General features: G+C 35.9%; 23 protein-coding genes, 1 riboswitch and 3 other annotated features. Of the genes, 19 read left to right on the top strand and 4 right to left on the bottom strand.

Annotated elements, in window-relative coordinates:
• The 4 genes from Q1B07_RS10065 to Q1B07_RS10050 all read left to right on the top strand — a co-directional run.
• The coding region (locus tag Q1B07_RS10065) for a processed acidic surface protein (RefSeq protein WP_299088822.1) at nt 1-1,530 on the top strand (1,530 nt) is incomplete at its 5' end.
• Nucleotide 1,531: 1 nt separating this feature from the next.
• Complete coding sequence (locus tag Q1B07_RS10060) at nt 1,532-2,164, top strand: class D sortase (RefSeq protein ID WP_299088821.1); 633 nt, start codon at nt 1,532-1,534, stop codon at nt 2,162-2,164.
• Between the two features lie 366 nt (nt 2,165-2,530).
• Nucleotides 2,531-3,100: a DUF4256 domain-containing protein gene (locus Q1B07_RS10055; protein WP_299088819.1), complete on the top strand. Its 570-nt coding sequence runs from the start codon at nt 2,531-2,533 to the stop codon at nt 3,098-3,100.
• 340 nt (nt 3,101-3,440) lie between these two features.
• Nucleotides 3,441-3,770, top strand: a complete 330-nt coding sequence (locus Q1B07_RS10050; RefSeq protein ID WP_299088818.1) for a hypothetical protein — start codon at nt 3,441-3,443, stop codon at nt 3,768-3,770.
• Nucleotides 3,771-3,934: 164 nt separating this feature from the next.
• On the opposite strand, the gene Q1B07_RS10045 is transcribed toward Q1B07_RS10050, so the two are convergent.
• Nucleotides 3,935-4,687 (bottom strand): YqcI/YcgG family protein, encoded by a 753-nt coding sequence (locus Q1B07_RS10045; RefSeq protein WP_299088816.1) that lies wholly within the window; start codon nt 4,685-4,687, stop codon nt 3,935-3,937.
• A gap of 371 nt (nt 4,688-5,058) precedes the next feature.
• Nucleotides 5,059-5,304 (top strand) — a binding site (T-box leader).
• Nucleotides 5,305-5,356: 52 nt separating this feature from the next.
• On the opposite strand from Q1B07_RS10045, the gene Q1B07_RS10040 reads away from it, so the two are divergent.
• From Q1B07_RS10040 to Q1B07_RS09995, 10 genes are all read left to right on the top strand, one after another.
• A complete protein-coding gene (locus Q1B07_RS10040) occupies nt 5,357-6,715 on the top strand; it encodes an amino acid permease (protein WP_299088814.1) in 1,359 nt (452 codons plus the stop codon).
• A gap of 290 nt (nt 6,716-7,005) precedes the next feature.
• Entirely contained in the window at nt 7,006-7,296 is a 291-nt protein-coding gene (locus Q1B07_RS10035) for an RNA polymerase alpha subunit C-terminal domain-containing protein (protein ID WP_299088811.1), read from the top strand.
• A gap of 201 nt (nt 7,297-7,497) precedes the next feature.
• Nucleotides 7,498-7,848 (top strand): VOC family protein, encoded by a 351-nt coding sequence (locus Q1B07_RS10030; protein WP_299088809.1) that lies wholly within the window; start codon nt 7,498-7,500, stop codon nt 7,846-7,848.
• A gap of 162 nt (nt 7,849-8,010) precedes the next feature.
• Nucleotides 8,011-8,233: a binding site (T-box leader), on the top strand.
• 40 nt (nt 8,234-8,273) lie between these two features.
• Nucleotides 8,274-8,498 (top strand) — a binding site (T-box leader).
• 53 nt (nt 8,499-8,551) lie between these two features.
• Nucleotides 8,552-10,468: a threonine--tRNA ligase gene (gene thrS / locus Q1B07_RS10025; RefSeq protein ID WP_299088807.1), complete on the top strand. Its 1,917-nt coding sequence runs from the start codon at nt 8,552-8,554 to the stop codon at nt 10,466-10,468.
• Between the two features lie 47 nt (nt 10,469-10,515).
• Nucleotides 10,516-10,779: a hypothetical protein gene (locus tag Q1B07_RS10020; protein ID WP_299088805.1), complete on the top strand. Its 264-nt coding sequence runs from the start codon at nt 10,516-10,518 to the stop codon at nt 10,777-10,779.
• A gap of 223 nt (nt 10,780-11,002) precedes the next feature.
• Entirely contained in the window at nt 11,003-11,983 is a 981-nt protein-coding gene (locus tag Q1B07_RS10015) for a hypothetical protein (RefSeq protein WP_299088803.1), read from the top strand.
• A 306-nt stretch (nt 11,984-12,289) separates the two neighbouring features.
• Nucleotides 12,290-12,628 carry an NIPSNAP family protein gene (locus Q1B07_RS10010; protein ID WP_299088802.1) on the top strand — a complete coding sequence of 113 codons (339 nt, stop codon included), beginning with the start codon at nt 12,290-12,292 and terminating at the stop codon, nt 12,626-12,628.
• 229 nt (nt 12,629-12,857) lie between these two features.
• Nucleotides 12,858-13,820, top strand: coding sequence for an aldolase catalytic domain-containing protein (locus Q1B07_RS10005; RefSeq protein ID WP_299088801.1), 963 nt, complete (start codon nt 12,858-12,860; stop codon nt 13,818-13,820).
• Between the two features lie 309 nt (nt 13,821-14,129).
• Entirely contained in the window at nt 14,130-15,632 is a 1,503-nt protein-coding gene (locus Q1B07_RS10000) for an MHYT domain-containing protein (protein ID WP_299088800.1), read from the top strand.
• Between the two features lie 93 nt (nt 15,633-15,725).
• Nucleotides 15,726-16,118, top strand: a complete 393-nt coding sequence (locus tag Q1B07_RS09995) for a hypothetical protein (protein ID WP_366945175.1) — start codon at nt 15,726-15,728, stop codon at nt 16,116-16,118.
• Nucleotides 16,119-16,131: 13 nt separating this feature from the next.
• Here the strand turns inward: Q1B07_RS09995 and Q1B07_RS09990 are convergent, their stop codons facing one another.
• Together Q1B07_RS09990 and Q1B07_RS09985 are read right to left on the bottom strand one after the other, a co-directional pair.
• Entirely contained in the window at nt 16,132-16,665 is a 534-nt protein-coding gene (locus tag Q1B07_RS09990; protein ID WP_299088798.1) for an undecaprenyl-diphosphatase, read from the bottom strand.
• Nucleotides 16,666-16,945: 280 nt separating this feature from the next.
• Complete coding sequence (locus Q1B07_RS09985; RefSeq protein ID WP_299088797.1) at nt 16,946-17,449, bottom strand: DUF3231 family protein; 504 nt, start codon at nt 17,447-17,449, stop codon at nt 16,946-16,948.
• Between the two features lie 340 nt (nt 17,450-17,789).
• On the opposite strand from Q1B07_RS09985, the gene Q1B07_RS09980 reads away from it, so the two are divergent.
• The 4 genes from Q1B07_RS09980 to Q1B07_RS09965 all read left to right on the top strand — a co-directional run bounded on the left by Q1B07_RS09980 (nt 17,790) and on the right by Q1B07_RS09965 (nt 23,008).
• On the top strand, nt 17,790-18,437 hold the full coding sequence (locus Q1B07_RS09980; RefSeq protein WP_299088837.1) for a 2OG-Fe(II) oxygenase: 648 nt from the start codon (nt 17,790-17,792) through the stop codon (nt 18,435-18,437).
• 530 nt (nt 18,438-18,967) lie between these two features.
• A complete protein-coding gene (gene abc-f, locus Q1B07_RS09975) occupies nt 18,968-20,698 on the top strand; it encodes a ribosomal protection-like ABC-F family protein (RefSeq protein WP_299088796.1) in 1,731 nt (576 codons plus the stop codon).
• 128 nt (nt 20,699-20,826) lie between these two features.
• Nucleotides 20,827-20,958 carry a hypothetical protein gene (locus Q1B07_RS09970; protein ID WP_299088794.1) on the top strand — a complete coding sequence of 44 codons (132 nt, stop codon included), beginning with the start codon at nt 20,827-20,829 and terminating at the stop codon, nt 20,956-20,958.
• 280 nt (nt 20,959-21,238) lie between these two features.
• The gene (locus Q1B07_RS09965) at nt 21,239-23,008 is read left to right on the top strand and encodes a 5'-nucleotidase C-terminal domain-containing protein (protein ID WP_299088793.1); all 1,770 of its coding nucleotides are present in this window, start codon (nt 21,239-21,241) and stop codon (nt 23,006-23,008) included.
• Between the two features lie 30 nt (nt 23,009-23,038).
• On the opposite strand, the gene dapA is transcribed toward Q1B07_RS09965, so the two are convergent.
• A complete protein-coding gene (dapA, locus tag Q1B07_RS09960; protein ID WP_299088791.1) occupies nt 23,039-23,929 on the bottom strand; it encodes a 4-hydroxy-tetrahydrodipicolinate synthase in 891 nt (296 codons plus the stop codon).
• Between the two features lie 129 nt (nt 23,930-24,058).
• Nucleotides 24,059-24,237: riboswitch (Lysine riboswitch) on the bottom strand.
• A gap of 283 nt (nt 24,238-24,520) precedes the next feature.
• On the opposite strand from dapA, the gene Q1B07_RS09955 reads away from it, so the two are divergent.
• Nucleotides 24,521-26,008, top strand: coding sequence for a TIGR02677 family protein (locus Q1B07_RS09955; protein WP_299088790.1), 1,488 nt, complete (start codon nt 24,521-24,523; stop codon nt 26,006-26,008).
• The last annotated feature ends 3 nt before the right edge of the window (nt 26,009-26,011 follow it).

Genomic DNA, 26,011 nt, shown 5'->3' with positions numbered 1-26,011 from the left:
ATAAATAGACGCTCGAGGTACAAAACTTATTTCATTACGTTTTGTGCCTTGAGCGAAGCGAAAGGAATGGGTATAAAGATGAAAAAATTGGGGGCCATTTTACTTTCATTTTCATTGTTAATCAGCTTTTTTCCGCAATTAACAATGGCCGCTTCAAACACTAAGTTTGAGCAAGAACTTACACAATATTTACAAGAAGTGAGTAACGAAAGAGGATTTGAAGTAACGAAAGAAGATATAGAAGCATCTCTAGCTCTATATGAAGACAGTATAGAAAACTATGATTCTGTTGAAGAGATGGGTGATTTCTTAGGTGAAGTCATCAAAGAAGATTTAAGTAACGTAGAATATATTTATGAGCAATATGAATTGGATGAAGAAGGGCTCCATCAATTGTTAGCAGAAAATGGGGAAGAAATAAACGATTATATTTTCCTAGATGACCTAGATACAGCTGTTTTCTTCTATACAGAAGATGGAGTATTTGAACGTGATCCAAACTTTGAGCAAGACCTAGTGGATTATTTAAGTAAAGTTAGCGAAGAAAGAGGATTTGAGGTAACGAAGGAAGATCTGGAAGCTTCCCTTGCTATTTATGAAACGAATATTGAAGAATTTGAAACAGTCGAAGATCTTAGTAGTTTCTTAGGTGAAGTCATTAAAGCTGATCTAAGTAATTTAGATTACTTTTACGAAAATTATGAGTTGGATAGACAAGCCATCATTAAATTGTTAGAAGAAAACGGTGAGGATCTCAACGATTATATTTATATTGATGACCTTGATAATGCTGTTTGGATCTATTATGAAGGCGAACTGCTTCCTGGAATGGAAGAAGAAATAGCTGAAGAGCTGCTTCCAATTTTCCAGGAAGAAATCGATCTTACCGGTGAGGAGCTCCAACGAATCGAAGACCATTTAATGTCTTTAGAGGAACATCTCTCCAATCCTGAAACACTAGAACGACTTGATGCATTGGCTAACCGCATGATGGCTTTCGAAGACTTTGATGCAGCTGCCGAGCTTACAGCCGAACAAATTGCTGAGTTGGCTTCTATCTATGAAGAATTACTTTCGATCTTTAAGCTAAAAGTAGTATATAGCCTCGTGAAAGATGGTTCAGAAACACCTTTATCACTTGTTGACTTAATGAAAATAGACGAACTGAAAGGTGCTAAATTGAAGATAATATTATCTAACACTGCTGGACAATTCCTAGCGGACCTCATTGTAACAGGAGAAATGGTGGATTCCGAAACAGTCACTGAAACAGGCGAACAAATAGAGGAGTCTGCAGAGGCAGTGATCGAGACTACTGAACGTACACCTGCAGCAAAAACAGAAAAGCTTACATCACCAATTAAAGCAGAAAAACAAAAAGTCCTTGCTACTGAGAAGAATACGGAACATAGAACCGTAAAAGGTGCTAAACTTCCAAAAACTGCTTCTGATTATATTCCGAATACACTCTTTGGACTTGTCATTGTATTTTTCGGAATATTGATGTATCGAAAGGTGAAAAATGCTTAAAATGGAGCCTAAAACAAATAAGACATTCAATCGCAAAAAACAGTTGTTTCTTCTTTTATTTACTATTGTGATCATCTTATTTGGTTTTTGGTTTTCTATAAACAATATATATAAGTTTACAAAAGGTTATTTTGCTGATAAGACTTATACTCAGAGCAGCCAAGTAACAGAACCAACAAAGAAAACGGTAAAAGATACAGAAGAAGAACTCTATTCTGAACGTCCTAAAAAAGGGGAAGAAATAGGAGAACTGTATATACCAAAATTAAACGCAACACTTCCAATCTATCACGGAACTGACGAGGATGAGCTTGAAAGAGGAGTTGGTCATTTTGCCGAAAGTGTGCTGCCAGGTGAAAATGACAATTCCGTTCTTTCCGGTCATCGTGATACAGTATTCCGAAAACTTGGGGAGGTCGGCGAAGGAGATTGGTTAATCGTTCGAACATCCGCAGGGGAATTCAAATACAAAGTCAACAAAGTACGAATTGTTGATGAAGAAGATCGTACCGTTATCGTGCCCAAACCAAGAGCTACGCTAACCGTCAGTACCTGTTATCCCTTTGAATATATCGGCTCAGCTCCTGAACGTTATATACTTGTCGCTTATCTGGCTTCAAAAACGGTAAGTTAATAAAAAGGGGATTTTTTCCACAAGGAGACATTTCATCGTCTCTACAAAAAATACGAATTAATAAAACTTATGCGTGAAATTTGGGATTGCTGCGGCAATCCTTTTTCTTTTTCCATTAAATAGCACGTATGATTGAACATGCTTTTTACATATTTATCCTCCATGGTAAAATAGTAAAGAAAATGGAAGATGATTGGAGAAAGATATTTTTAGTAAAATAATGAGACTATTCCTTTACAAACGAAAATATATTTGATTTATTCTTTTAGAGGGGTTCTAATCGCCATTTTCTCCAGTTTCAGAAAACACTTTATTAGAAAGCAACTATTTATATAACTTAATCCAATATAACGAGGGGGAACTAATATGACAAAAAGCAATAAAAAGGAATTGTCACTAGAACAACGTGAAGAATTACTCAAAACATTGAAAGCCCGTTTTGAGAAACACATGAATCGCCATCAAGATCTTGAATGGGCCAAAATCCAAGCAAAGCTGGAAACTAATACTGAAAAACTGTGGTCACTCAATGAAATGGAAACAACTGGCGGTGAACCGGATGTTGTTGGTTATGATAAACAGAAGGACGAATACATTTTTTTTGATTGTTCAACGGAAAGTCCTAAAGGCCGCAGAAGTGTTTGTTACGACCGCGAAGCGCTGGAGTCAAGGAAAAAACATAAGCCAGAAAATAATGCGATTGATATGGCAGCTGCCATGGGCATTGAACTATTAACGGAAGAACAATATCGAGGATTGCAGGAACTTGGAAATTTCGATATGAAAACGTCGAGCTGGGTGCAAACTCCCTCTGATATTAGAGAACTCGGCGGTGCCCTTTTTTGCGATTTTCGCTTCGGACACGTCTTCGTGTATCACAACGGTGCCGACTCTTACTATGCTGCCAGAGGATTCCGCGGCTCGTTAAGGGTCTAAATTTTGCATGAACGAGTCTTACAGACAAGAGTCAAACCCTTGATAATGGGCTTGACTCTTTTGCTTGCTCATAAAAATTGCCATAACGTTAACTGGAATTCTAAATACCATTACTTACATAAAAAGGATGGAGAATTAAAAGAAAAATTAAGCGAAAAAATTCATGAGTTAATGAAAGAGGCATATTAAAACAAATTTATACATAGATCATGCAATAAAAATGGAGATTCTCGATGCCAAAAACCAAATGGGCATTCATCCTTTGTCTTATCGATTATAACTAGATGACGATGGATGATAAAGGAGAAATAGGAAACAATATAAAGGGAGGTACATGAACATGTCATTGAAAAATCAGTGGAATATTAGTATTACAATGATTATCCTTTCTTGGTTATCCTTACCCTTTTATGGATGGCGTCAATTTAAAAGATTTCTTCCTGCATCAATGCTCATTGTAGTTTTTGAAGCAATAAATGTTAAACTTGTTAAGAATAAAAAGTGGTGGATTTTTTATAATAAACCAAACTCATATTTCAATAACGAATTTCCTTTTAATATTGGCCCTTTTATCGTAAGTTCCTTATGGGGATTAAAATGGTCATTCGGAAATCTTAGGAAATTTTTAGTAATAAATGCTGCAATAAATATTTTCTTCGCTTTTATTTAACAATATTAGAAAAAATAAAAATTGCTCGTTTAGTCAAAATAAATAAATTTCAATTTTTCTTATATTTCTATTACAAAGCGTTTTTGTTATATGGAATTCAATACCTTTTTGAAAATAAAACTAAATTACTAAAATAAACGCAGGTAGGCTGGATTTCCTGCGTTTTAAGTATCAAACTTTAAATTTTTAAGGACCCGATGATAGGGGCATTTGGACAAAGATGTATCATCATCCCGAAGGAAATATTGTCTCCACTCAAAATTATCCTCCAGCCCATAACTGTTTAAATCATGGTGGATAGGAGCTGAATCGTAAGTTATCAGCCTTTTCCTTATTTGTTTTCTAATCCCCTTTGCAAACTTAGAATGCTTGTTAAATTCCTCTAGTACCCATCGTGGTGTAATTGCGAGCATCATTCCATCAAAATGCCTGCTTTTTCGATGCTTATGGGCTGGTGTTGCACAGTACATGAAATATTTCTCCTTGCTATAACAAAACTCCCATAAAGGATCATGGGGATTCGAAGGTATATCCTCAGGCCATTCAAATCTGTCGTATGCATTTAATTCACTTAAATTCTTCCAAAATAATTTTTCATACTCTTCTGTACTAAACCTTTTCTTCATATCATCAGGAGTTTCATAAAAAACGATCAACGACGTGTAGTTGCCAATATCCTTTGCAACCTTCATATAACCACTCAATGCTACGGCAAGGTCAGCTACTGTAGAAGATTTTCGCGGATCACCAATAAAGCTGTATATCAACTGATTTTGTTTGAAGCCGATGACTGCAGGGATGCAGGGAAATGGATTTGCTTTATTACTCATTTTTGCTGAGAACTTCTCTAAATAACTTTTTTCCCAGTCTTTTAATTGATCCCGGCTTAAGGGATTATCCACATAAAGTCCACGCATGAAGACACCTCCATCATGCAGTATATTCATACAAACAAGAAGGTGAGAGATGTCCCGTTTTAGATGGGCAGACACCTAGCATAAATCAGATTTTACTTGTACGTTCTTGATACTCTTACAAGGGTAATTTTGGATTGTTTATTAAGCTCAGGAGTATTTCTAAATGTTATGAAAATAAAAGTTTTTATTACAATGTTAAGAACAGTGAAGTAAAAGTTATATGTTAATCCTTTATGGGAAACGAAGCGTAAATGTTGAAAGGAGATTTGTGAAATATTATAAAAATTCGTTATATTCATTGACAATGAGGTTGTCAGCTTGTATAGTATTTCAATATAGTAATTTTACACATGCATTACTTGATAAAAATAACGAACACGATGAATAGAAGTAGTAGAAGAATGTTCATGATGGACAGAGAGCTGCGGGGTGGTGAAACGCAGTCACATGAAACTTTGAACTCGTCTAGGAGTGGTGAAGCCGAATAAATTAGGCTCTAACGACTAACCTCCGTTAAAAGGTTTAGCATATTAAAACTGTGCAGAAAGCTGGACTTTGTAAGAAGCGTAGTCAATAAGAGTGGTACCGCGGTTGGCCAAAAGCCCATCGTCTCTTTTTAAGAGATGATGGGTTTTTTTGTATACTATCAAAGATTAGGAGACTATAAGTATGAGTAACAAACAAGAAAGTTTAAAACGGACGATGACATCACGCCATATTATGATGATGGCGCTGGGAGGAGCTATAGGTGCTGGATTATTTAAAGGAAGCAGTACGGCCATCGATATGGCGGGCCCTGCTGTCATTCTTGCGTATATGGTTGGAGGTATCATCTTGCTTTTTATTATGCAGGGCCTTGCTGAAATGGCAGTTAGAAACAAACAGGCAAGAACATTTCGTGATTTAATTGAGCCAGTTTTAGGTAATTATGCTGCACACTTTCTAGACTGGATTTATTGGAAAATGTGGGTATTAAATATCGCTGCGGAATCAGTGGTTGCTGCTATTTTTCTGCAATACTGGCTTCCAGATATTCCAGTTTGGGTACTGGCTTTAATGGTATCTGCCATTGTTACCCTTGTGAACTTATTTTCAGTTAAGCTATTTGCAGAAACAGAGTATTGGCTCACATTGTTAAAAATCAGTGTCATTGTATTATTTATTATAACCGGTTTAATCATTTTATTAATACCGTTTCAAGACCATACCGCAACAGGATTTTCACATCTTACACAGCATGGAGGATTTTTCCCTAATGGTATGCATGGATTGATCATGGCTATGCTGGTGGTCATTTATTCATACGGTGGTACTGAAATGATAGGTGTTACGTTGGCAGAGGTAAAAGATCCGGAAAAGATTATACCTAAAGCAGTGAGAGGTACATTGATACGGATTATTTCTTTTTATATTTTACCATTTTTCATTATTGTGAGCTTGATCCCATGGAATCAAGTGAATGGCGTACCAGAGAGCCCGTTTGTGACGGTGTTTAGCATGATAGGAATTCCATATGCAGATCACATAATGAATGCTATTATCTTGTTAGCTATAATTTCATCAATGAATTCTGGGCTATATGCATCGTCACGTGTTCTTTACACACAAGCGGCGGATGGTCGGATGCCAAAACTATTTGCAAAAGTGTCGAAAAAGCAGGTGCCTGTTTATGCGATATTAGCATGTACATCATCACTGTATGCAGGAGTGCTTATTTCTGTATTTGCCGGGAGTAATACGTTTAATTACTTAATGGGTTCTCTTGGATATACGGTTCTTTGTATATGGATTATTATTGCGATAGCACATTTGAAATCTCGCACAAATCAGACACAGCAAGGTTGCTATAAAGTTCGTTTTTATCCTTACACGACTTGGTTCGCATTATTGGCGCTGATTGCTATATTAATTGGTGTAATAGCTACTACATCTATCATGGTAACGACGATTACAATCGTCATTTACTTATTCATTACAGTATCTTACTTTAGAGTACGTTCACGTATTGAAAGAAGACAAGCAGCATAATTTACCTATTTATGAAAAGAGACCCCACCTGAAGTGGTGTCTTTTCTTTACTTTTTTTGCAAGTTTACAGTTTTTTAAACTAATTTAGACAACTTAATTATGAAATTGAGATTCGTACTGAAGCACTTTCCATTAAGTGTTATGGCGTTATGGTTGAATTCTTAATTCCGAATCCGGTATCCTTACTAGCAGGAAGCTTCGAAGAAGAAAAGTTACTTTGAAGAGAAAAGAATCGATGCATTTAAAGAATAAGAAGTAAATAACATACCAATTTTATGAGGTGTATTTAGATGACTAATCAAAAGAATTTAAGGATATGTAACAAAGGACACAAATATTATAAAAGTACTGACTGTCCAAGCTGCCCTACGTGTGAGCAAGAAAGTAAGCCGGACAGTGGATTTCTTTCAAAACTTTCTTCACCTGCTAGAAACGCATTGATACATGAAGGAATTACTACATTGGAAAAACTGTCAGATTACAGCGAAAAAGAAATTTTAAAATTTCATGGGATAGGACCTGCTTCTCTACCTACACTTAAAGCTTCATTAGAAGAAAAGGAACTATCATTTAAATCATAACCAAAACTTTACAATCCTCAACAATAGAAAAAGCACAATTCTGCAGCAAGATTTGTGCTTTTTCTATTGTTGAGCACACTTTACTTCGATATGAAGCTGGGGATTTTTCTTAAACAGTGCAGTGATGCTTGACAAGAAGGGAATATAAAAACTAAAAGCGAATTAATATATATACTTGAAATTTATTTATGGAGGTAGTTTATGAACCCTATATTAAATAAAATCGGAACAATTTTTATTCCTGTAAAGAATGTTGAAGAGGCACGTGAATGGTATTGTGACATATTAGGGTTAATAGCAGATGGTGAGATACTATCTGGTCATTTATATATTGTACCAATGAATGGTACAGGAATTGTATTAGATAGCAAGATTTATTCAGAGGATACTATTTTCAACACTCCACTTTTTCATTTTAACACTAACAATATCGAACAAGCGTATGAGTATATGAAAAGTAAGAATGTTGAATTAACAACAGAAATTGAGCATAACCATTGGTTTAATTTCAAAGACCCTTATGGAAACCATTTAATGGTGTGCAAGTGTTAACCTAATTTTACAACATTTACTTAGGTTAAATTCCAAGGGTTGCAACAGCAACCATTTTCTTATAGAAGGTTAGAAGTTTTCGTAAAAATACAAAAAATAGGTATTGCTATTTATGGAAATTTATTGTAATATGTAAAATAATTTAAATGAATGCTTGAATTTATAAAAGCGCTGATAAGGACATGAGTTACTTTTACGGTTTCCAGAGAGGGAAGGATAGCTGAAATCTTCCTAACGCAGGAAAGTATCTTACCACCTTTGAGCTGTATTGGGAAAATAAGTATCCAATACCGTCAATGCTGCGTTACAGCACCAGAGCCGTAAGTTTTCTTTTAACTTATGGGAAATTGGGTGGAACCACGAGTATTACGCACTCGTCCCTTCATTGGGATGAGTGCGTTTTTATTTTTACAATCACATATAAAATGATTGCGATGAAAAGGACATGAATTGTTTTTACGGTTTTCAGAGAGGGAAGGAGTTGCTGTGACCTTCCTAGCTTAGGGAAATAATTTACCACCTTTGAGCTGTATTGGGGAATATTAGTATCCAATACCGTCTATGCTGCGTTATAGCACCAGAGCCGTAAGTTTTCTTTTTGCTTATGGGAAATTGGGTGGAACCACGGGTATTACGCACTCGTCCCTTTCATAGGGATGAGTGCGTTTTTTTATTTTTCACATAAAAAGGAGTGTTTATTGTAATGAGTAAATTAATTGAGGTTACATTTCCAGACGGAAAAATAAAGGAATTTTCGAAAGGCATGACAGTGAAAAATATAGCAGACTCCATTAGCTCAAGTTTAAGCAAACATGCAGTTGCAGGGAAAGTAAATAACCAACTGGTAGATTTAAGCTGCAAGATCGAACAGGATGCGGAAGTCTCTATATTATCCCTTGATTCAGAGGAAGGATTGCAAGTTTTAAGGCACTCATCCGCACATGTATTGGCACAAGCTGTTAAAAGGCTCTATGACAATGTAAAACTTGGGATAGGTCCAGTCATTGAAGATGGATTTTACTATGATTTGAAACTGGAACACAGTTTGACTTCCAACGACTTACTTGCCATTGAGAAAGAGATGGAAAACATCATAAACGAGAATTTAGAAATCGAACGAATCGAAGTTTCTTATCAAGAGGCCGAAAAATTATTTGAAGAAAAAGGTGAACCATTTAAGTTAGAGATATTAAAGGATATTCCAAAAGATGAAAAAATTACTCTTTATCAACAGGGAGAATTTATAGATCTTTGTCGCGGCCCACATCTTCCATCCACTGGCTTCATAAAAGCAGTCAAATTAACTCGTGTATCAGGTGCTTATTGGCGAGGTGATAGTCAAAATGAAGTGCTGCAACGGGTGTATGGCGTGGCATTTAAAAAGAAAAAGGATGTAACTGAATATCTACATTTCTTAGAAAAAACAGCAAATCGAGATCATCGGAAATTAGGAAAGCAATTGGAGTTATTTATGTTTTCTGAGGAAGCTCCAGGAATGCCGTTTTATTTACCAAAAGGACAAATTGTTCGAAATGAATTAGAACAATTCTCTCGTGAACTTCAAAACAAAGCTGGTTACGCTGAGGTTCGTACTCCATTTATGATGAATCAACAATTATGGGAGAATTCGGGCCATTGGGATCATTACCATGAGAATATGTACTTCACAAAAGTCGAACAGAAACATTTCGCTCTCAAACCAATGAACTGCCCAGGGCATATGCTAATTTTTAAAAATGACCTTTATTCTTATCGGGATTTACCAGTTCGAATAGCGGAATATGGTCAGGTTCACCGTCATGAATACAGTGGTGCGTTAAATGGAATGCTTCGGGTCCGTACATTTTGCCAGGATGATGCCCATATTTTTGTTCGAGAGGATCAAATTGAAAGTGAAATTAAACAGGTCTTTTCTTTAATTGACCAAGTATATCGTACATTTGGCTTTGACTATTCGGTGGAGCTTTCCACTCGTCCAGAGAATTCATTAGGTCATGACAGATTTTGGGAAATGTCTGAAGAAGCATTAAAGAATGTACTTGATCATTTAGAAATTGATTACCATATAAATGAAGGCGATGGGGCATTCTATGGTCCGAAAATAGATTTCCATATTAAAGATGCTTTAAAACGAAGCCATCAATGTGCAACAATCCAGCTTGATTTTCAAATGCCGGAAAAATTTGATTTAACTTATATTAATGAAAACAATGAAAAGGTTCGACCTGTGGTCATTCATCGTGCTATTTTTGGATCCATTGATCGTTTCTTTGGTATCTTAATCGAACATTTTGCAGGTGCTTTTCCTGTTTGGCTTGCACCTGTGCAAGTGCAAATTATCCCGATCTCACAGGTTCACTTGGACTATTGTTTACAGATTCAATCCGAACTGAAACAACTGGGAGTAAGGGTGAAAATTGACAATAGTAACGAAAAGCTAGGGTATAAAATAAGAGAAGCACAAATGCAAAAAATCCCTTATATGCTGGTGCTGGGGGACAATGAAGTGAAAGAACATGAAGTAAATGTTAGAAAATACGGAGAACAACAATCGGAAAGTGTTCCACTTGAACATTTTAAAAAGAAAATAGAACAGCAAATAAAAGAACGTAGTATTTAAATAGAAGATTCGTCTCTTTAACGGCACCATTAGGAGCCGCTAGCATTTTGACAGGGGTAGCAGCATTCATTTTGGCATGGAAAGTAAAGCCTGCACGTTATTGGATTTTTTTCAGTATGTTAATGCTTGTTTTAGAAGGAGCTACATCGATCATTTTTGAATGGCCACGTAACGAAATAATGTTTCTAGAAGGCACAGCGGTTCATTCGATTGAATCTTTAAAACAAACCGCCCAAAAGTTCCTAGTTGTTCACGGCTTCCGTGTAGCCTACAACATCATCGGTTCCATTAAATATTTTTCGGTTTTATGAAATTTTACAAACATCATTTGGTTGGCAAAATGTAATTGAACCTATAGTGAGGTTTCAAGTTTCTCAAATAAAAGGAAACCAATTAATTTATCAAAAATCCAGTTTTAAAAAATTCCCAATCTAAAACTAGCCTAAAGCTCTAAAACTCTTAAAATAACACTGAAAGTGTAGTATAATTTTACCAAAACATATATATTTTTCAAAAAGGGGGAGGGGGAGTGAAATGATTATTGGTGTTATTTTTGGAGGCCTGCTGTTAGCCGGTATTACAGTTGGGATCATTGCTTCAATCAAAAAAGGTCAGCCAAAATTAATTAAGGAGAATATACCGGAAAATCTAGGTGTATTAAACCATGTCCCAATCCAGCCTTTACTTAATCAATTAAATATGGCTTTAGACGATGAGTATATTCAACAAGTTAAGCAGCGATTCCTTAAGGAGCATCCCCAACGGAGCGAGGATGAGTTTGAGTGGCTTTTGTTTGAATTAAAAAGGTATTTCCTAGTCGCTAACATTCTAAAGAAAGCCCCTATGTTTAGTGAAGATGTCGATGAAATCTGGCATGAAATGATCCTTTTTACGAAAGAGTATCAGTCATTTTCAGAGCAATTTTTAGGGGAAATGCTTCATCATATTCCAAACACAAATCCCGATCCAGCACCACAGGATCGCGCATTTTTCGACTGGGTTTTCTCACAGCTGTTTCAAATTACCGAATTTAGCTGGAAGACTTGGGGGAGTTTTTTCAATCACCCGTTATCTAACGAGATTTTAAAAGAATTTAAGGAAAATAGTAAGGAAGCTTTGTTGGAAAAGTATTTTCGTCAAAGCGAAGTTAATAAAGGACTGGCTGAATATTTAGTCGATCGCATGAAGAAGCAAATAAATGAAGCGGAAAAGATCTATCAGGTTGATAAAAAAGGCTCATTTACAAAGCAACAGACATATGGTGATATGACTTCCTTGTCACTTGTTATGGTATTCTTCTCGTTTTATTATTTTAATGACTATTGGGAATACGCGAAAGTATATGCATTTACTCAAGTAGCAAAATATACCAGCGGTTGCTCCAACGCCGTTTTCTGCGGTACAGCTTCCTCTGATCGTTCCGGGGATAACCATGGCGATGGTTCAGGCGATGGCGGCGGAAATAGTGGATGCGGTTCCTCCTGCTCAAGCTGTGGCGGAGGTTGTTCGTCTTAGTTAAAGCATTGAGGTGCAAAAAAAGGGTAATAAAGCGTATCACTTAGCAAACATCCGGTCTTCAAATGAAAACCGGATTTCTATCATTTAATGGTGATGTTCATGAGGGGCATTTTGTTTTTGTGCACCTTTTTGTAAGTATTCTAATTCACTTTTAGAAAGTTCACCTACGATAAACTGTTTTTGAGGCATAATCATTGAACCATTCTGACTAGCAGATACTTTTACAAAATAAAGACCTTCACTGTCGAAATCTTTGATAATACTATACGTAGTTATTAATTAAAATAGGGGAGAGCGAGAAATTTGTTTTACAGGAGAAAGTTTTACATTGTAAAAAATGAATTTATTGAAATTTTTAATGCCCATTTTAATGAAACAAATTTACCTAATCAACTAAAATACGGTGCACGATTAATTGGTAGATGGATGATACCTAATGATGAAACAACCACTGAGATATTCGCCATTTGGGAGTACGATAGGTATGAGAAGTATCAAGAAATTGAAGCCAAAGTAAGAGATGACAAAGAGCATATCAATCGAATAAATAAATGGTATGAAAAAAATGGCGGTAGAGATTTTGTGTATAAAATGTATTTTTTAGAGGTAAGAAATGAAGAGTTAAAGTCAACTTTAAGATAGGTTTTTATTCACCATAATAATGTTACAGGACAAGCTTTTTACAATCAAAATAGGAATTCCGCAAAACCTTAACTAGAATAGAATATTAAACTTTAGGGATTATATATAATAGGTTTTTAAATCCTATTTTCGCACAATTCCTAATTATTTTGCAAAACTGTTGACACGTACTAACCTTTATGTCAAATTTATAAGATATATGTACATACATCAGGAGGAAGTAATAAGTATGGAAAATCGCACGAATATTATTGACTGTACGATTCGCGATGGCGGATTGGTAAACAATTGGGATTTTAGTGTAAAATTTGTTCAAGATTTATATAACGGTTTAAGTGAAGCTGGTGTTGAATATATGGAAATTGGCTACAAAAATTCACCAAGGCTTCTTAATGCAAAAGAACCAAATCCGTGGAGATTTTTAGATGATCAGTTTTTGAAAGAAGAGGTCATCACGGAGAAAAAATTCACAAAGCTATCCGCATTAGTAGACATTGGTCGTGTCGACCCTGATGATATTTTGCCGCGTGAGCAAAGTGTATTAGATATGATCCGTGTTGCCTGTTATATCCGTGAGGTGGACAAAGGCTTGGAGCTTGTTCAAATGTTCCATGATTTAGGCTATGAAACATCGCTTAATATTATGGCTTTATCAAGTGTACCTGAGCATCAGCTTATCGAAGCCTTTGAAATGGTAAAGAAAAGTCCCGTTGATGTTGTTTATATCGTTGACTCGTTTGGAAGCCTAGCACCAACAGATATTGAGCATCAGGTGAAAAAGTTTAAAGAGATGCTGCCAAATAAGCAGTTAGGAATCCATACCCATAACAACATGCAGCTTGCTTTCGCTAATACATTAACAGCGATGCGAAATGGCGTAACATTCCTGGATTCATCTGTTTATGGCATGGGCCGTGCGGCTGGAAACTGCCACACAGAGCTTCTTGTTACATACATCCAAAAACCAAGCTATGAAATGAAGCCTGTTCTAGGCGTTATTGAAAACCACATGCTTGAAATGCGTGAAAAATGGGAGTGGGGGTATATTATTCCTTACATGATCTCAGGTGCATTAAATGAGCATCCGCGTGTGGCGATGGCTTACCGTGACAGCGAGGACCGTGACAAATTTGTTGATTTCTACGACAAGGTTACATCACCAGAAGCTTCACTAGCGCCTGCTTCAAAATAAATTTAGTTTACATGAAACCCATAAAATGGTACATCACGAAGAGAATGTGATGTGCCATTTTTATTTTTCATGACTGCTAGAAATGGACATGAGCAGGATTTTTAGTACTTTTATCGAAAATAATTGGAGAAAGGATAGTATTTTGAGAGTACATATTTAATTAGATAGGGAATACGAGGTTGGACATTTTTGAGGTTTTGTTATCCTATATTTTTATATTTGTTCAATATTATCCTTTTCCCTTTTAAAAAAATGTTTGCTAGTTAATCATGATAATAGAACTTAAATAGACAATGGAAGTGGTGTCGTATGGATCATTTAAATGATACCTATAATTATTACTGGTTAGTTTTTTCAATTCTTCTAGGTATTCTTTTTTCATACATTGCTTTAGACCTTCGTTGGAAGATGATCGTATTTAAAGATTTCAAGTACAATGTATGGCTATTAAGTTGTGCGGTTGCAATGGGTATTGGTATTTGGACAATGCATTTTGTTGGCATGGTTGCTATGAAAATGTCAAGTCATGTCATTTATGATATTAGAATTGTTTTTCTTTCATTGATTATCTCTATTATAGGAACAGGTATAGCTTTCTTACTTATGAAATTAAATCCCTTTAGACTCCTATTATCTAGTCTATTTATGGGAGGTGGAATTGTTTGTATGCACTACCTAGGTGTTTGGGCAATGTATCCAAATGTGCTGCTTACTTTTAACCACCTTATTGTCAGTCTGTCTTTTATATTTGCTGTTGTAGCGGCCTTTGCCTCGTTATGGCTACTTTTTTTCTTTAATCATCGCCACTCTATGAATTTAAAATGGAGGATATTAAGTTGTATATTAATGGGTATGGGAATTTCAGGAATGCATTATATCGGCATGTGGGGAACAGATTTTACTATAATGACAAATCCTCCACCAATTAATACTTATTATACAGTCAGCTCTAACAGCTTGAGTTCTTTTATTAGTGTACCAGCTTTAATAGTAGTGTTAATCATGTTATTATCAAATGCCTTTCTTGATAAAAAACTTCTATCACAAATGGAAGAACTTAATGAAAGTGAAAGAAAGCTAAGAGAGTCTGAGAAACTATCTCTGGTTGGAGAATTGGCTGCTGGTGTTGCTCATGAAATTCGAAATCCACTAACATCATTAAAGGGATTTACTCAATTCATTTACGAACAAACAAACGATCATTCAAATAAAAATTATTTAAAAATTATGATTGATGAAATAAACCGGATCAATTTTATCGTTAGTGAATTCATGGTGCTCTCTAAGCCGCATATTGTCAATATTTCGGTAACTGATCTATCACTTATTATTAAAAATGTCATTACCCTCCTAAATATTCAAGCGATAATGAAAAACATTGAGATTTTCCCAGAATTTGTTGGAGATTCTTTTTTAATAAAGTGTGAAGAAAATCAAATAAAGCAAGTATTAGCTAACGTAATAAAGAATTCAATTGAAGCAATGTCGGCAGGCGGAAAGATTTATATTAAATTAGAACAAAAAGACTCCTATTTAGTCATCTCGGTAATAGATAATGGGGAAGGGATACCAGAAGAAAATATTCATTTATTAGGTAAGCCCTTTTATACCACCAAAACAGAAGGTACAGGATTGGGGTTAATGGTCAGCAAAAAAATTATTCAAAACCATAATGGTAAATTTGAAATTCATAGTATCCAAAAGAAAGGAACAACAGTAAAAATTTCATTACCTATAGAACAAAGTGATTTAGAACAAGTAAAAACAAATCATAAATTAGATAAAGATCCATCATTACAACAATCCTCTTAAATAACTTTTCCAGGAACATTCGTTCTGTTTGATGAATATCTTTCTTATGAAGACAATATGATGAACTATCAACTGTGAAATGAGGGGATAAGGTTGGCGAATGAACCGGTCATCACCAGAGAAATGCTTGCTCATTACCTTGAACTCAATCATAAGAAAAAAGAAGTGGAAACAGAACTTGAAGAACTGAAGAACGTTTTTAATGACTATTTTGATGTATCAGTGGGCCAAAATGCCAAGGGGGAAATGGTATTTAAAGATTACAAATTACAAAGACAAATTAGAAAAACAGTTAAATATAAACAGGAACCAACTGTTAAAAGACTTGAAGAACTAAATCTGCTTGATCTTATTCAAAAAAGGCCAGACGAAGGGAAAATAAAATCAGCCATCCAACTGGGATTGCTGCATGAAGAAGATTTAGAAGGCTGCAAGACAGAAACTTCTTCACAAGCTATTTATGTGAAATACTTATCATCCAAGTAAACAAAGTGTCTTTTCAATCAAGGGGATTTTCTTCCATTCCAGTATCAGATGAACATTCACCATCTGTTTTATCTAATAGGATGCTGGCCATCGTACCAATACATGCACTACCGATTATATCAGATGGATAATGATGTCCTACCCAAATACGGGAGAAGCCTGTCAATACCGATAATACCCACATGATGGAACCAAGGACACGGTCATAAAGAAAAATAGAAGTAGAAATTGCAAACGCAAGCAGAGTATGTTTACTCGGAAAGCTAGAATCCATTTTTGAAGGAATAAGAATGCCGACACGATGTTTCACAAAGGGACGTGGTTTAAAATAACACAATTTAATCAATGTGTGAATAACCATTGTAATACCCGTAGATTTAACAGCATTACAAGTCACTTTTTTATAAAAATCATTTCTAAACCACATAAAAATCAACACAAAAATAAACACATAACGAATCTTATTTGAAATCAAGATCATTAGCAAATCAATTGGAGAACAACGTCCAGAATAATAATTGATTAAATTAAATACTTTATTGTTCATAAAGATTATCTCCTAAGATTATAGTTACAAATAAAATTCCCAACTTAGCAAGAAATATGTATAAACGATATATAAAGTTCCGAATAAATAATGAAAATAAACATACGCCAATCCCTAGGTATGGGGGTTGGCGTATACTATTCAGTAATGTCTATGTAATCCTAAAATAGCTTCTTACTGTTTTTGATATGCTTATTTTTACCTTTATTACATACATTCCATTATAGAATTTTGAGCTTAAGGTTGTTTCGAACCAGGTTGAATGTAAAATGGCGGCACTTTAATCCATCCGCGTTTGCGCATTAAATGTTTTAATCGTCGCGAAAGCTAATTTTTCTGCTTGAAACTGAACAAACAATAAACCTACATCTGTACGAATCGATTCTGAAGAAGCACCAGCAGCACGCATAATTAAGCTAATAATTTTTAACGATAATTCATTTGCAATGACATCATCGGTTAATTTAACACCGAGAGGCACACTGTTAGGGTCTGATACCGGCATATCTTCAGGGGCAGGAGGTAATGAAATTCCTTCTTTAATCATAAAATCATGGAGCCTTTCCCTTTGACTCGCTCCAAGTTTCATATCTTCTTCAAGGATTGCTTTTAGTTCATTATCTGTCGTAGTATTAATACCTGCTTGAACAGAAACTTTTGATAATTCAAGGCCTGCTAAATACATCCAGCATGACATCACTTCTCCGACATGAAGTGGTTGATCTTTATCTTGAACTGTCGTGGATTTCATGGCATCCATCACTGTTTCCCATACATTTACCATGTGATCACTCCTCATTTTACAGCTAAATTATTTATATTGTTTGTTTCATCAGATTTTTTATTCAAGAGTTGTATTTTTAACTTCAGAGAGTAAAAATTTTTATTAAAAATAGAATCATAAAGTAGTAGAAAAACACCGATGCAAGGTGTAAAATTTATTTACTGAAATCAGTAACATCCTATGAAAAGGCAGGAGGAATGAAAACTTAATAGAGAAACACAACTGTTACCGATTTCCTCTAGATGAATGCATTAATAAAACAGATGGAATGACCGCTTTCTAAAACAAACCCATTTAATTATTTATGAAAAATAATTGTAAAGGTTGATGAAAGTTGACAATGGATGCGAAAGAATTAACGATGAAAGAACCAACGATTTTTAATCACATTGGAAATAAAATAGTAACAGAAGACAGAGTCATTAACATCATTGCTAAAGTTGAAGAACCACTAATCGTTATTTTAGGGAATGTATTAAGTGATGATGAATGTGATGAGCTAATTAAATTATCAAAGGATAACCTTCAGCGGTCAAAAATTGGGAGTTCGCGTAAAGTCAATGATCTTAGAACAAGCAGCAGTACATTTCTTCAAGAAGAAAATGACATTGTGTTGAGGGTTGAAAAAAGAATCTCAGCGATCATGAATATACCCGTTGAACACGGTGAAGGTCTTCAAGTTCTTCATTATCAAAAAGGACAAGAATATAAAGCTCATTTTGATTATTTTTCATCCGCAAATCATGTTGTTAACAATCCGAGAATAAGCACACTCATCATGTACTTAAATGATGTAGAACACGGTGGGGAAACATTTTTTCCAAAGCTTAATTTTTCAATCTCTCCGCAAAAAGGAATGGCCGTCTACTTTGAATATTTTTACAACGATCCTGCTTTAAACGAGCTAACCTTACATGGCGGTGCCCCCGTTATCATAGGAGATAAATGGGCTGCTACCCAATGGATGAGAAGAAAAAAAGCAAACTAAAAATAAGCTGATATACATTAGTTGGTCATTTTGTTCAAAAAAAAATCATTCATCTTAGGAACCAGTTATCATTTCACTTTTACAGCAAATGGAAATCGCTTTCAACGAAGATTGTGAAACATTCTAGAAATTTCTCATTTTTGTTGCCATAGTAATAGAACCATGCCAATTTAGATGGATTCCTGTTGACAATACTTACCTTGATAAATATACTGAATGTGTAAGTATAAAAGTGGAAAGGAACGGTACTAAGCGGATGTGGATTTAATCTTATTTAAAAGGGATAACACTCATATGATTTTGAAAATGAGAACCTGGAGAAATAGGATTAGTCTGTCCATAGAAGCTATCATGACGTGCCGTTTAAAATACAAGTTAACACAAATTCTGTCTTTGTGTCTATAACTGTACTCTTTAAGCGTTTGCATTTTATTTGATATGGGATTAGATACTAGCCTCTCCAGGATTTCTGGAGAGGCTTTTTTAATTTCTAAAAACCTCTCAATGAAAAACAAAAAGAGGTGATCTGCATGACTCCTGTTATACAAGGTAAAAGCCTGCAGAAAAGTTTTGGAGAACGGGAAATCCTAAAGGAAGTTAGCTTTGATATACGAAAAGGTGAAAAAATTGGTCTCGTCGGCTGTAATGGTGCGGGGAAATCAACATTTGTAAAAATTCTTATGCACATGATTGAGCCTGACAAAGGTACTGTCACAATGTGGCCATCCGATTTAAAAATTGGCTATTTGCCTCAATCTACAGATTATTCTTTGTCGATTGATTCTGAACTATTCAATAATGGAGAGAAACTGATGGAAACAAGCAAGCAGCTTGGTTTGCCGAAAGATCGATGGGACAAAGAAGATCTGCACCATTTAAGCGGGGGAGAAAAGCTTAAATTGTCCTTAGCAAAAATTTGGGCAAATTCCCCAGAGTTTTTAATCTTAGATGAACCGACAAATCACTTGGATATGCAAGGGGCAAACTGGCTGATTGAAGAAGTAAGAGACTATTCAGGTGCTGCCATCATTATTTCGCATGATCGTTACTTTTTAGACGAAACAGTGTCAAAAATATATGAACTAGAAGCAGGAAAGTTAACGGTATATGACGGAAATTATACGTCCTATCGAAACGAAAAGCAAAGAAGGTATGAACAAGAAAAACGTGAATATGAAAAACAACAACGTAAAGTTGAGATGATTGAAAAGCAGCTTACCACCTTAAAAGACTGGTCAGCAAAAGCCCATCGTCAAGCGGGAAAAGGGAGGTCAAATGCTGAAAATCGTCAGATGGGATTACGGGAATTCGAACGAGCGAAGGCAAAGAAAAAAGATAATCAAATAAAATCAAAGCTGAAGCGCTTAAATCTAGAGTTGTCAAAACATGAGGTGACAAAGCCAAAAGAAGAGAAATCCGTCTCTTTTCAATTTGAATCAGCTCATAAACACGGAAAAAGGATTCTTGAAGCAAAAGGAATCAAAAAACAGTTTGGTGATCGAGTGCTGTTTGATAAAAGCCACTTTTATGTAAAGCATGGCGAAAGGATCGGCTTGCTAGGATCTAATGGAGCAGGGAAAACGACGTTTATCAAAATCCTGCTTGAGGAAGAAACCCTAACGAAAGGCACGCTTTGGATAAGTGAATCGACGAAAGTGGCGTATCTTTCGCAGGATGTAAGTGACCTCCCTAGTGAAAAAACACCATTACAATACCTTGATCTTAAAGGTCGACAGCAGGAAACGAAAGCCAGAACGCTTTTTGCCAATATGGGTATTCAGCAAGAAATCCTTGAAAAAACGATTTCTCAATTGAGTCTTGGTGAACGGACACGAATCAAGCTTATCTATATGATTCTGATGGAATATGACCTACTAATTTTAGATGAACCCACAAACCATTTAGATTTGCCAAGCAGGAAAGAGCTGGAAAGAACCCTCAGTACGTATACTGGCACACTTTTGATCGTTTCACATGACAGGTACTTGATTGAAAAACTGTGTACGAAATTATTAGTAATTGACAATTGTAAAATTCAACAAATTGAAATGGGATTAAAGGAGTATGAAGAACGAAAAAAGAACAAGTATACACGAAAAGAACAAAATGTACACGAAGAATTGGCACTCATTGAAACAAAAATCACAGAGCTACTAGGAAAAATCGGTTATCTGTCAGCGGGTACTGAAGAATATGACCGAATAGATAAAGAACTAGTGACGTATATGGATAGAAAGCGAAATTTGCAGAGCTTGTTATGACTTTCTAAAATGAATGGGGAATCGATACATGATTCCCCTTTTTAGCTCAATACTACTCTTAAAAAGTGCAATACATGTATCCTCACTAGCACGAGGATACTAATGGAAGGAAGGGAGGGATTATTCGAATGAAAAAACAAGGAATTCCAGAGCAGCAAATCAACTTTACAGGTAATGTGGGTCAAGCTCTTGACGAAACGATGAATACGAAGCAACATGCTCAAAAGAAACAAACTGATCAGAAGCAGCAAAATCGATAAGCTGGTAACTTGTGATTAATATTACATGTGACCCATAATGGAAATCCATATCATAGCAATGGATTTCCCTTTTATTTTCCGTTCGGATAATAATACTAATCATAAAACGTATGGTGAAAAAATGAATGGAAATAGGACATTGCTACTAAGTGTCAACTCGCTTATCACCTTGATAAGCTATTAACCGACCTGAAAATTCAAGTATGAAATCAACCAAAATTCAAAAAATAACAATAGAAATTAAATATTGTACGAGCTTCAATCATACACGGAGGACCCGATGAAAAAATATCTATACACTATATTACTAACCCTCTCATTATTCACTTTATTTGGCTTCAATGCTTTTAACCATACAATAGACAATCAACAAAAAAATAAAAACCTAGTAAATATTGATTTAAAAACTAGCCAATCCTCCCAACAAGTCAATCAACAATATCAAGCCTCAAAAACTTATAACGACAATGAACAGGGCCTTTCAAAAAATTATCATGGCCATATCGAACGACGTCCCGAGTTGCCACTCAATCGCAATAAAGAGAAAGAAAACCCGCAATACAAGCAAATCCAGCTACTTGGGATTAATGATTTGCACGGTCAATTAAATGTCACCAGACAAGTCAATGGCAAGCCTGCAGGACGTGCGGATTATCTTGCAGCATATTTATTGCAGCGTACTCACGAAAATAAAAACACATTATTCGTACATGTTGGTGATATGATTGGAGCCAGTCCGCCGATTTCCTCATTACTGCAGGATGAGCCAACAATTGAATTTTTAAATACAATAAACATTACAATTGGAACAGTTGGAAATCATGAATTTGATAAAGGAATAGCAGAGCTGCTGCTGTTGATAAATGGAGGAAAACATGAAGCAACAGGGGATTTTGCTGGTTCTCAATTTCCGTGGGTTGCGGCAAATGTGATTGATAAAAAAACAGGTAAAACCATTCTCCCTCCATATAAAATTTTAAAAAACAATGGGATGAAGCTTGGATTTATCGGAGTTGTAACAACAGACACGCCAAGCTTAGTTGTACCAAGCGGTGTGGAAGGAATTACGTTTCTTGATGAAGCAGAATCCATAAACAAGGCTGCTGCAGAGTTAAAAGAACAAGGTGTTAAAGCAATTATCGTCCTTGCACATAACCCTGGAACATCAAAGGATAATGGCGAGCAAGCAACAGGAGAAATCGTTAATATAGCAAAAGCGGTTGATGATGAAGTCGATATTATTTTTGGCGGTCATAATCATGCCTATTTAAATGCTTTTGTTGATGGAAAACTATTGGTTCAATCTTATTCATATGGTACAGCTTTTTCTGATGTTGATATTGAAATAGATCCGCAAACAGGTGACATTGTTGGGAAGCGATCTGAAATTGTTACGGTTTACCAAGAAGGGATCTCGCCACATCCTGAGACAAAGCAGATGATTGAGAAATATGAAGAGAAAATAGAACCGATTGTAAGTCGTGTCATCGGGACAGCTGAAACTTCGATCACAGCTGCGCAAAATGAAAACGGCGAATCTGCATTGGGCAATTTGATTGCAGATGCCCAGCGCGAGGCAATGAAGGCGGATATTGCATTAATGAACCCAGGAGGAATCAGGGCAGACTTGGATGCTGGAGAAGTGACATGGAGGCAATTATATGTTGTCCAACCCTTTAAAAACAATTTAATTAAAATGAGTTTAACTGGGCAACAAATTCAAAAGATATTGAATCAACAATGGCAAGCAAGCAGGACGAAAATGCTCCAAATCTCTGGGTTCACGTATACTTGGGATGCGAACCAGCCTGCAGGAGCTAAAATCATTTCCATGCAGCTGCCTGATAGATCAGATATGGATCCCAACAAAAGCTACACAGTTGTTGCCAATGCTTTCTTAGCAGAGGGAGGGGACAACTTTACAGGCTTCCGTAAAGGGAAAAATCGAAAAACTGGACCAGTTGATGTAGATGCACTTGTTGATTATATCAAATCAATGAAACATCCGTTTGCTGCACAAATCGAGGGGAGAATTCAACAAATTAACTAATAGAGGGTGAATTATTTCACCCTCTACATCCTACTTTACAATCGTCACCAATTTACTAGCTTCTAATGTCTCTTTCAGCACTGCTTTTTCACCATTGTTCAAAGGAATCATGGGTAAGCGAACCCCGCCAACATTGACACCAATCATATTTAATGCCTCTTTGACCGGCGTTGGGTTTGGCGCTGCAAATAATGCGTTCATAACCGGGAGCAGCTTGCGATGCAAGGATGCCGCTTGCTGAACATCGCCATTTTTAAAATGATTGATCATTTCCTGCATCTCATTGCCGATGATGTGGGAAGCAACCGAGACAATACCAGTTCCGCCGATGGATAAAACAGGAAGCGTTAAGCCGTCATCTCCACTATACAGCGTAAAATTTTCAGGAGTTTTGCTAATGATCTCTGCCATCGCATCTAAATCACCGCTCGCTTCCTTTATTGAGACAATATTATCAATGTTAGAAAGATGAACAATGGTATCAACAGACAGATTCACTACACTTCGTCCAGGAATATTATAAAGCATGACCGGCAAGGATGTTGCTTCAGCAATTGCTTTGAAATGTTGGTACAATCCTTCCTGTGATGGCTTGTTATAATAAGGAGTCACAAGCATAATCCCATCGACTCCTGCTTCCTCCGCAAGTCTCGTTAAGCTGATCGATGCCTTCGTATTATTAGATCCAGTTCCTGCGATTACCGGCACTTTTTTATTTACGACCTTTACAACAAACTTAAAAAACTCGACTTTTTCCTCGGTTGTTAACGTAGGGGACTCACCAGTTGTACCTGTTATCACAAGTCCATCAGTTCCATTTTCAATTAAATAATTAACTAATTGTTCTGTTGCGTTAAAATCTACCTCGCCATTTTGATCAAACGGGGTAACCATTGCTGTTAGTACTTGCCCGAAATTCATAGCTTCACACCCTTTATCGTATTTTCATAAGGATAGGTGTTTAGAGCCATTCAAAAAGAAACGCAAAAAAGCAGCAACGAGGGGAATCGCTGCTGCAGTAGAGACAATATCAAGAAATATCGTTTCCGTGCGTAAGATAGCCCTCCATATAGTGACCTATATGACAGTTCTGTATTTATTCAATAACAGAACCAGCTTCAAGAACATGAGATTCTTTCTGCTTCGGCAAATTCCCCTTTCCACAATCATCACAGGATCTCATTCTCCTCAGAATGTGTACTCATGAACTTTGCACCTCTATCCTCACTTCAAAAAGTATTGAAATAAGAAAAATTTAATTATTGGTAATATATCATGAACTTCCTTCTCTTACAAGGATTTTATGTTAAGAAGTCCATATTGACCACTTTAGAATAATAGATAGTGAAACAAAAAAGTTCTACCAGTAGTCATATTTCCTAGTACTTGTCGGAGATAGACACCCAATTTTATGTGCTTTAATGAAAATCAGAAAGGAACTCTTTTACATTTAAATCAATAAGTCTATCATTTAAAATAGTACTTATAGAAATTAAATAAGGATGATGACGTTTGGATCCAACTATGAAAAAGATTATCGAGGCTAGCTATTTAACAGCAGATTCTGCGGCACACTATCGAACGATCTTAAGATATTTTTATCATCAGCATGAAAGAATGAGAGATTTCATTGCTCCTGAAGAAATACTAGATCATATGCGCTCAATTCCAGCATTTTTTGATTATGAAGAGGAGCAACTTCATCAACAATTAGCTCAATTGGTAAAATGGAATAATTTAATCGCTCGCCAAGATATGGCGAATGCCAAAACAATTGAAGAGTATAAGAAAAAAAGGTTTCGATATCAATGCACACCATATACTGTTGAAATTGAGAGAATGCTTGTGCAATTGGAGACAATAGGCGATACGTTTCAAGGCTCTTTGGAACGTTCTCAGTTTGACAGGCTCCTCCAAGCTCTTATAACCCTTCAAAATGAACTGAATTTAGAATTAATTAAACCAGCAGAAGAATACATGCGGATTTGGGAGGATGTATTTCGATATTTTCAATCAATTCGAACAAGTACAGCAGATTATATTGCCTATATTAACAGTGAACAAACGGATCAACGAATGCAAACCGAGGCATTTCTTGTATATAAAAATCAATTTACAACATATTTACGCGATTTTATTGTGTCCCTTCAAAAAACATCTCTGCAAATACAGCAGAGGTTAGGGGAACTGTCTTTGGCGAAACTACAGTCTTATTTTCAAAAGTTAATCGAACATCGGAGGTCGATTCCTCGTCTTGAGGACATATCGTCTTCATCAGCGGAGTGGCTGGTTGAATATGAGGAATATTGGGATTCGCTTCGAAGCTGGTTTTTAGGATCAGGTACCCAGCAAAGTGAGCTTGAGGTACTTCAGTGGCAAACAAATGAAATGATACGGAGGATGACAAGATACGTACAACGTATTGGTGAAAGACAACAACATTTTCGCAGTCGAAAGAAAGACTACTTACATTTAGCAAAATGGTTTGCAGAAAGCCAGAATTTAGAAGAAGCTCATAAAATTTCATCTGTCGTATTTGGGGCGATGACGATTCAACATCTTCAGCTTGAAGATGGAACAACAGAAAATCTTCATGTCGATCCATGGGATGAGGTTCCTACGCTCCTTACGATTAAACCGAGGACTAATCGATATCGTAAAAAAACAAAGCCTGGCTCAATGAAATCAAATGAAGAAAAGAAAAAACAACAGAGAGAACAATATTTAAGGGAACGTGAACAGGAAAAGAAATTAATAGAAAAATATATGGAGCAAGGGGTTATTAAACTTTCATCCCTTTCTACAGTTGAACCGTTCATCAGAAAGGTTTTATTAAGCTGGATCGGAAAATCTATGACTTCTAAGGATCGAGTTGTCAAAACGGATTATGGTTTATTAGTTAAGGTAAAGCTTGATCAAGAACGTACCATTACTTTGCAAGCTGAAGATGGAAATCTCCTAATGCCTGATGCAACATTTCAGTTTGAACAGCAGGGGTGATAA

Origin of the sequence: uncultured Metabacillus sp. (genome assembly GCF_947503125.1) — a bacterium.
Classification (GTDB): Bacteria; Bacillota; Bacilli; order Bacillales; family Bacillaceae; genus Metabacillus.
The sequence above is the reverse complement of the archived record's forward strand: the minus strand, read 5'-3'. Positions and strand labels throughout refer to the sequence as shown.

Excerpts from the sequence above, each read along its gene's own strand:
- Q1B07_RS10040 (WP_299088814.1), top strand. The coding sequence starts at position 5,357 with ATGAGTAACAAACAAGAAAGTTTAAAACGGACGATGACATCACGCCAT.
- Q1B07_RS09980 (WP_299088837.1), top strand. The coding sequence starts at position 17,790 with ATGGATGCGAAAGAATTAACGATGAAAGAACCAACGATTTTTAATCAC.
- Q1B07_RS10035 (WP_299088811.1), top strand. The coding sequence starts at position 7,006 with ATGACTAATCAAAAGAATTTAAGGATATGTAACAAAGGACACAAATAT.
- Q1B07_RS10055 (WP_299088819.1), top strand. The coding sequence starts at position 2,531 with ATGACAAAAAGCAATAAAAAGGAATTGTCACTAGAACAACGTGAAGAA.
- Q1B07_RS09985 (WP_299088797.1), bottom strand. The coding sequence starts at position 17,449 with ATGGTAAATGTATGGGAAACAGTGATGGATGCCATGAAATCCACGACA.
- abc-f (WP_299088796.1), top strand. The coding sequence starts at position 18,968 with ATGACTCCTGTTATACAAGGTAAAAGCCTGCAGAAAAGTTTTGGAGAA.
- Q1B07_RS10050 (WP_299088818.1), top strand. The coding sequence starts at position 3,441 with ATGTCATTGAAAAATCAGTGGAATATTAGTATTACAATGATTATCCTT.
- Q1B07_RS10060 (WP_299088821.1), top strand. The coding sequence starts at position 1,532 with ATGGAGCCTAAAACAAATAAGACATTCAATCGCAAAAAACAGTTGTTT.
- Q1B07_RS10030 (WP_299088809.1), top strand. The coding sequence starts at position 7,498 with ATGAACCCTATATTAAATAAAATCGGAACAATTTTTATTCCTGTAAAG.
- Q1B07_RS10005 (WP_299088801.1), top strand. The coding sequence starts at position 12,858 with ATGGAAAATCGCACGAATATTATTGACTGTACGATTCGCGATGGCGGA.
- Q1B07_RS09990 (WP_299088798.1), bottom strand. The coding sequence starts at position 16,665 with ATGAACAATAAAGTATTTAATTTAATCAATTATTATTCTGGACGTTGT.
- Q1B07_RS09965 (WP_299088793.1), top strand. The coding sequence starts at position 21,239 with ATGAAAAAATATCTATACACTATATTACTAACCCTCTCATTATTCACT.
- Q1B07_RS10015 (WP_299088803.1), top strand. The coding sequence starts at position 11,003 with ATGATTATTGGTGTTATTTTTGGAGGCCTGCTGTTAGCCGGTATTACA.
- dapA (WP_299088791.1), bottom strand. The coding sequence starts at position 23,929 with ATGAATTTCGGGCAAGTACTAACAGCAATGGTTACCCCGTTTGATCAA.
- Q1B07_RS09970 (WP_299088794.1), top strand. The coding sequence starts at position 20,827 with ATGAAAAAACAAGGAATTCCAGAGCAGCAAATCAACTTTACAGGTAAT.
- Q1B07_RS10045 (WP_299088816.1), bottom strand. The coding sequence starts at position 4,687 with ATGCGTGGACTTTATGTGGATAATCCCTTAAGCCGGGATCAATTAAAA.
- thrS (WP_299088807.1), top strand. The coding sequence starts at position 8,552 with ATGAGTAAATTAATTGAGGTTACATTTCCAGACGGAAAAATAAAGGAA.
- Q1B07_RS10000 (WP_299088800.1), top strand. The coding sequence starts at position 14,130 with ATGGATCATTTAAATGATACCTATAATTATTACTGGTTAGTTTTTTCA.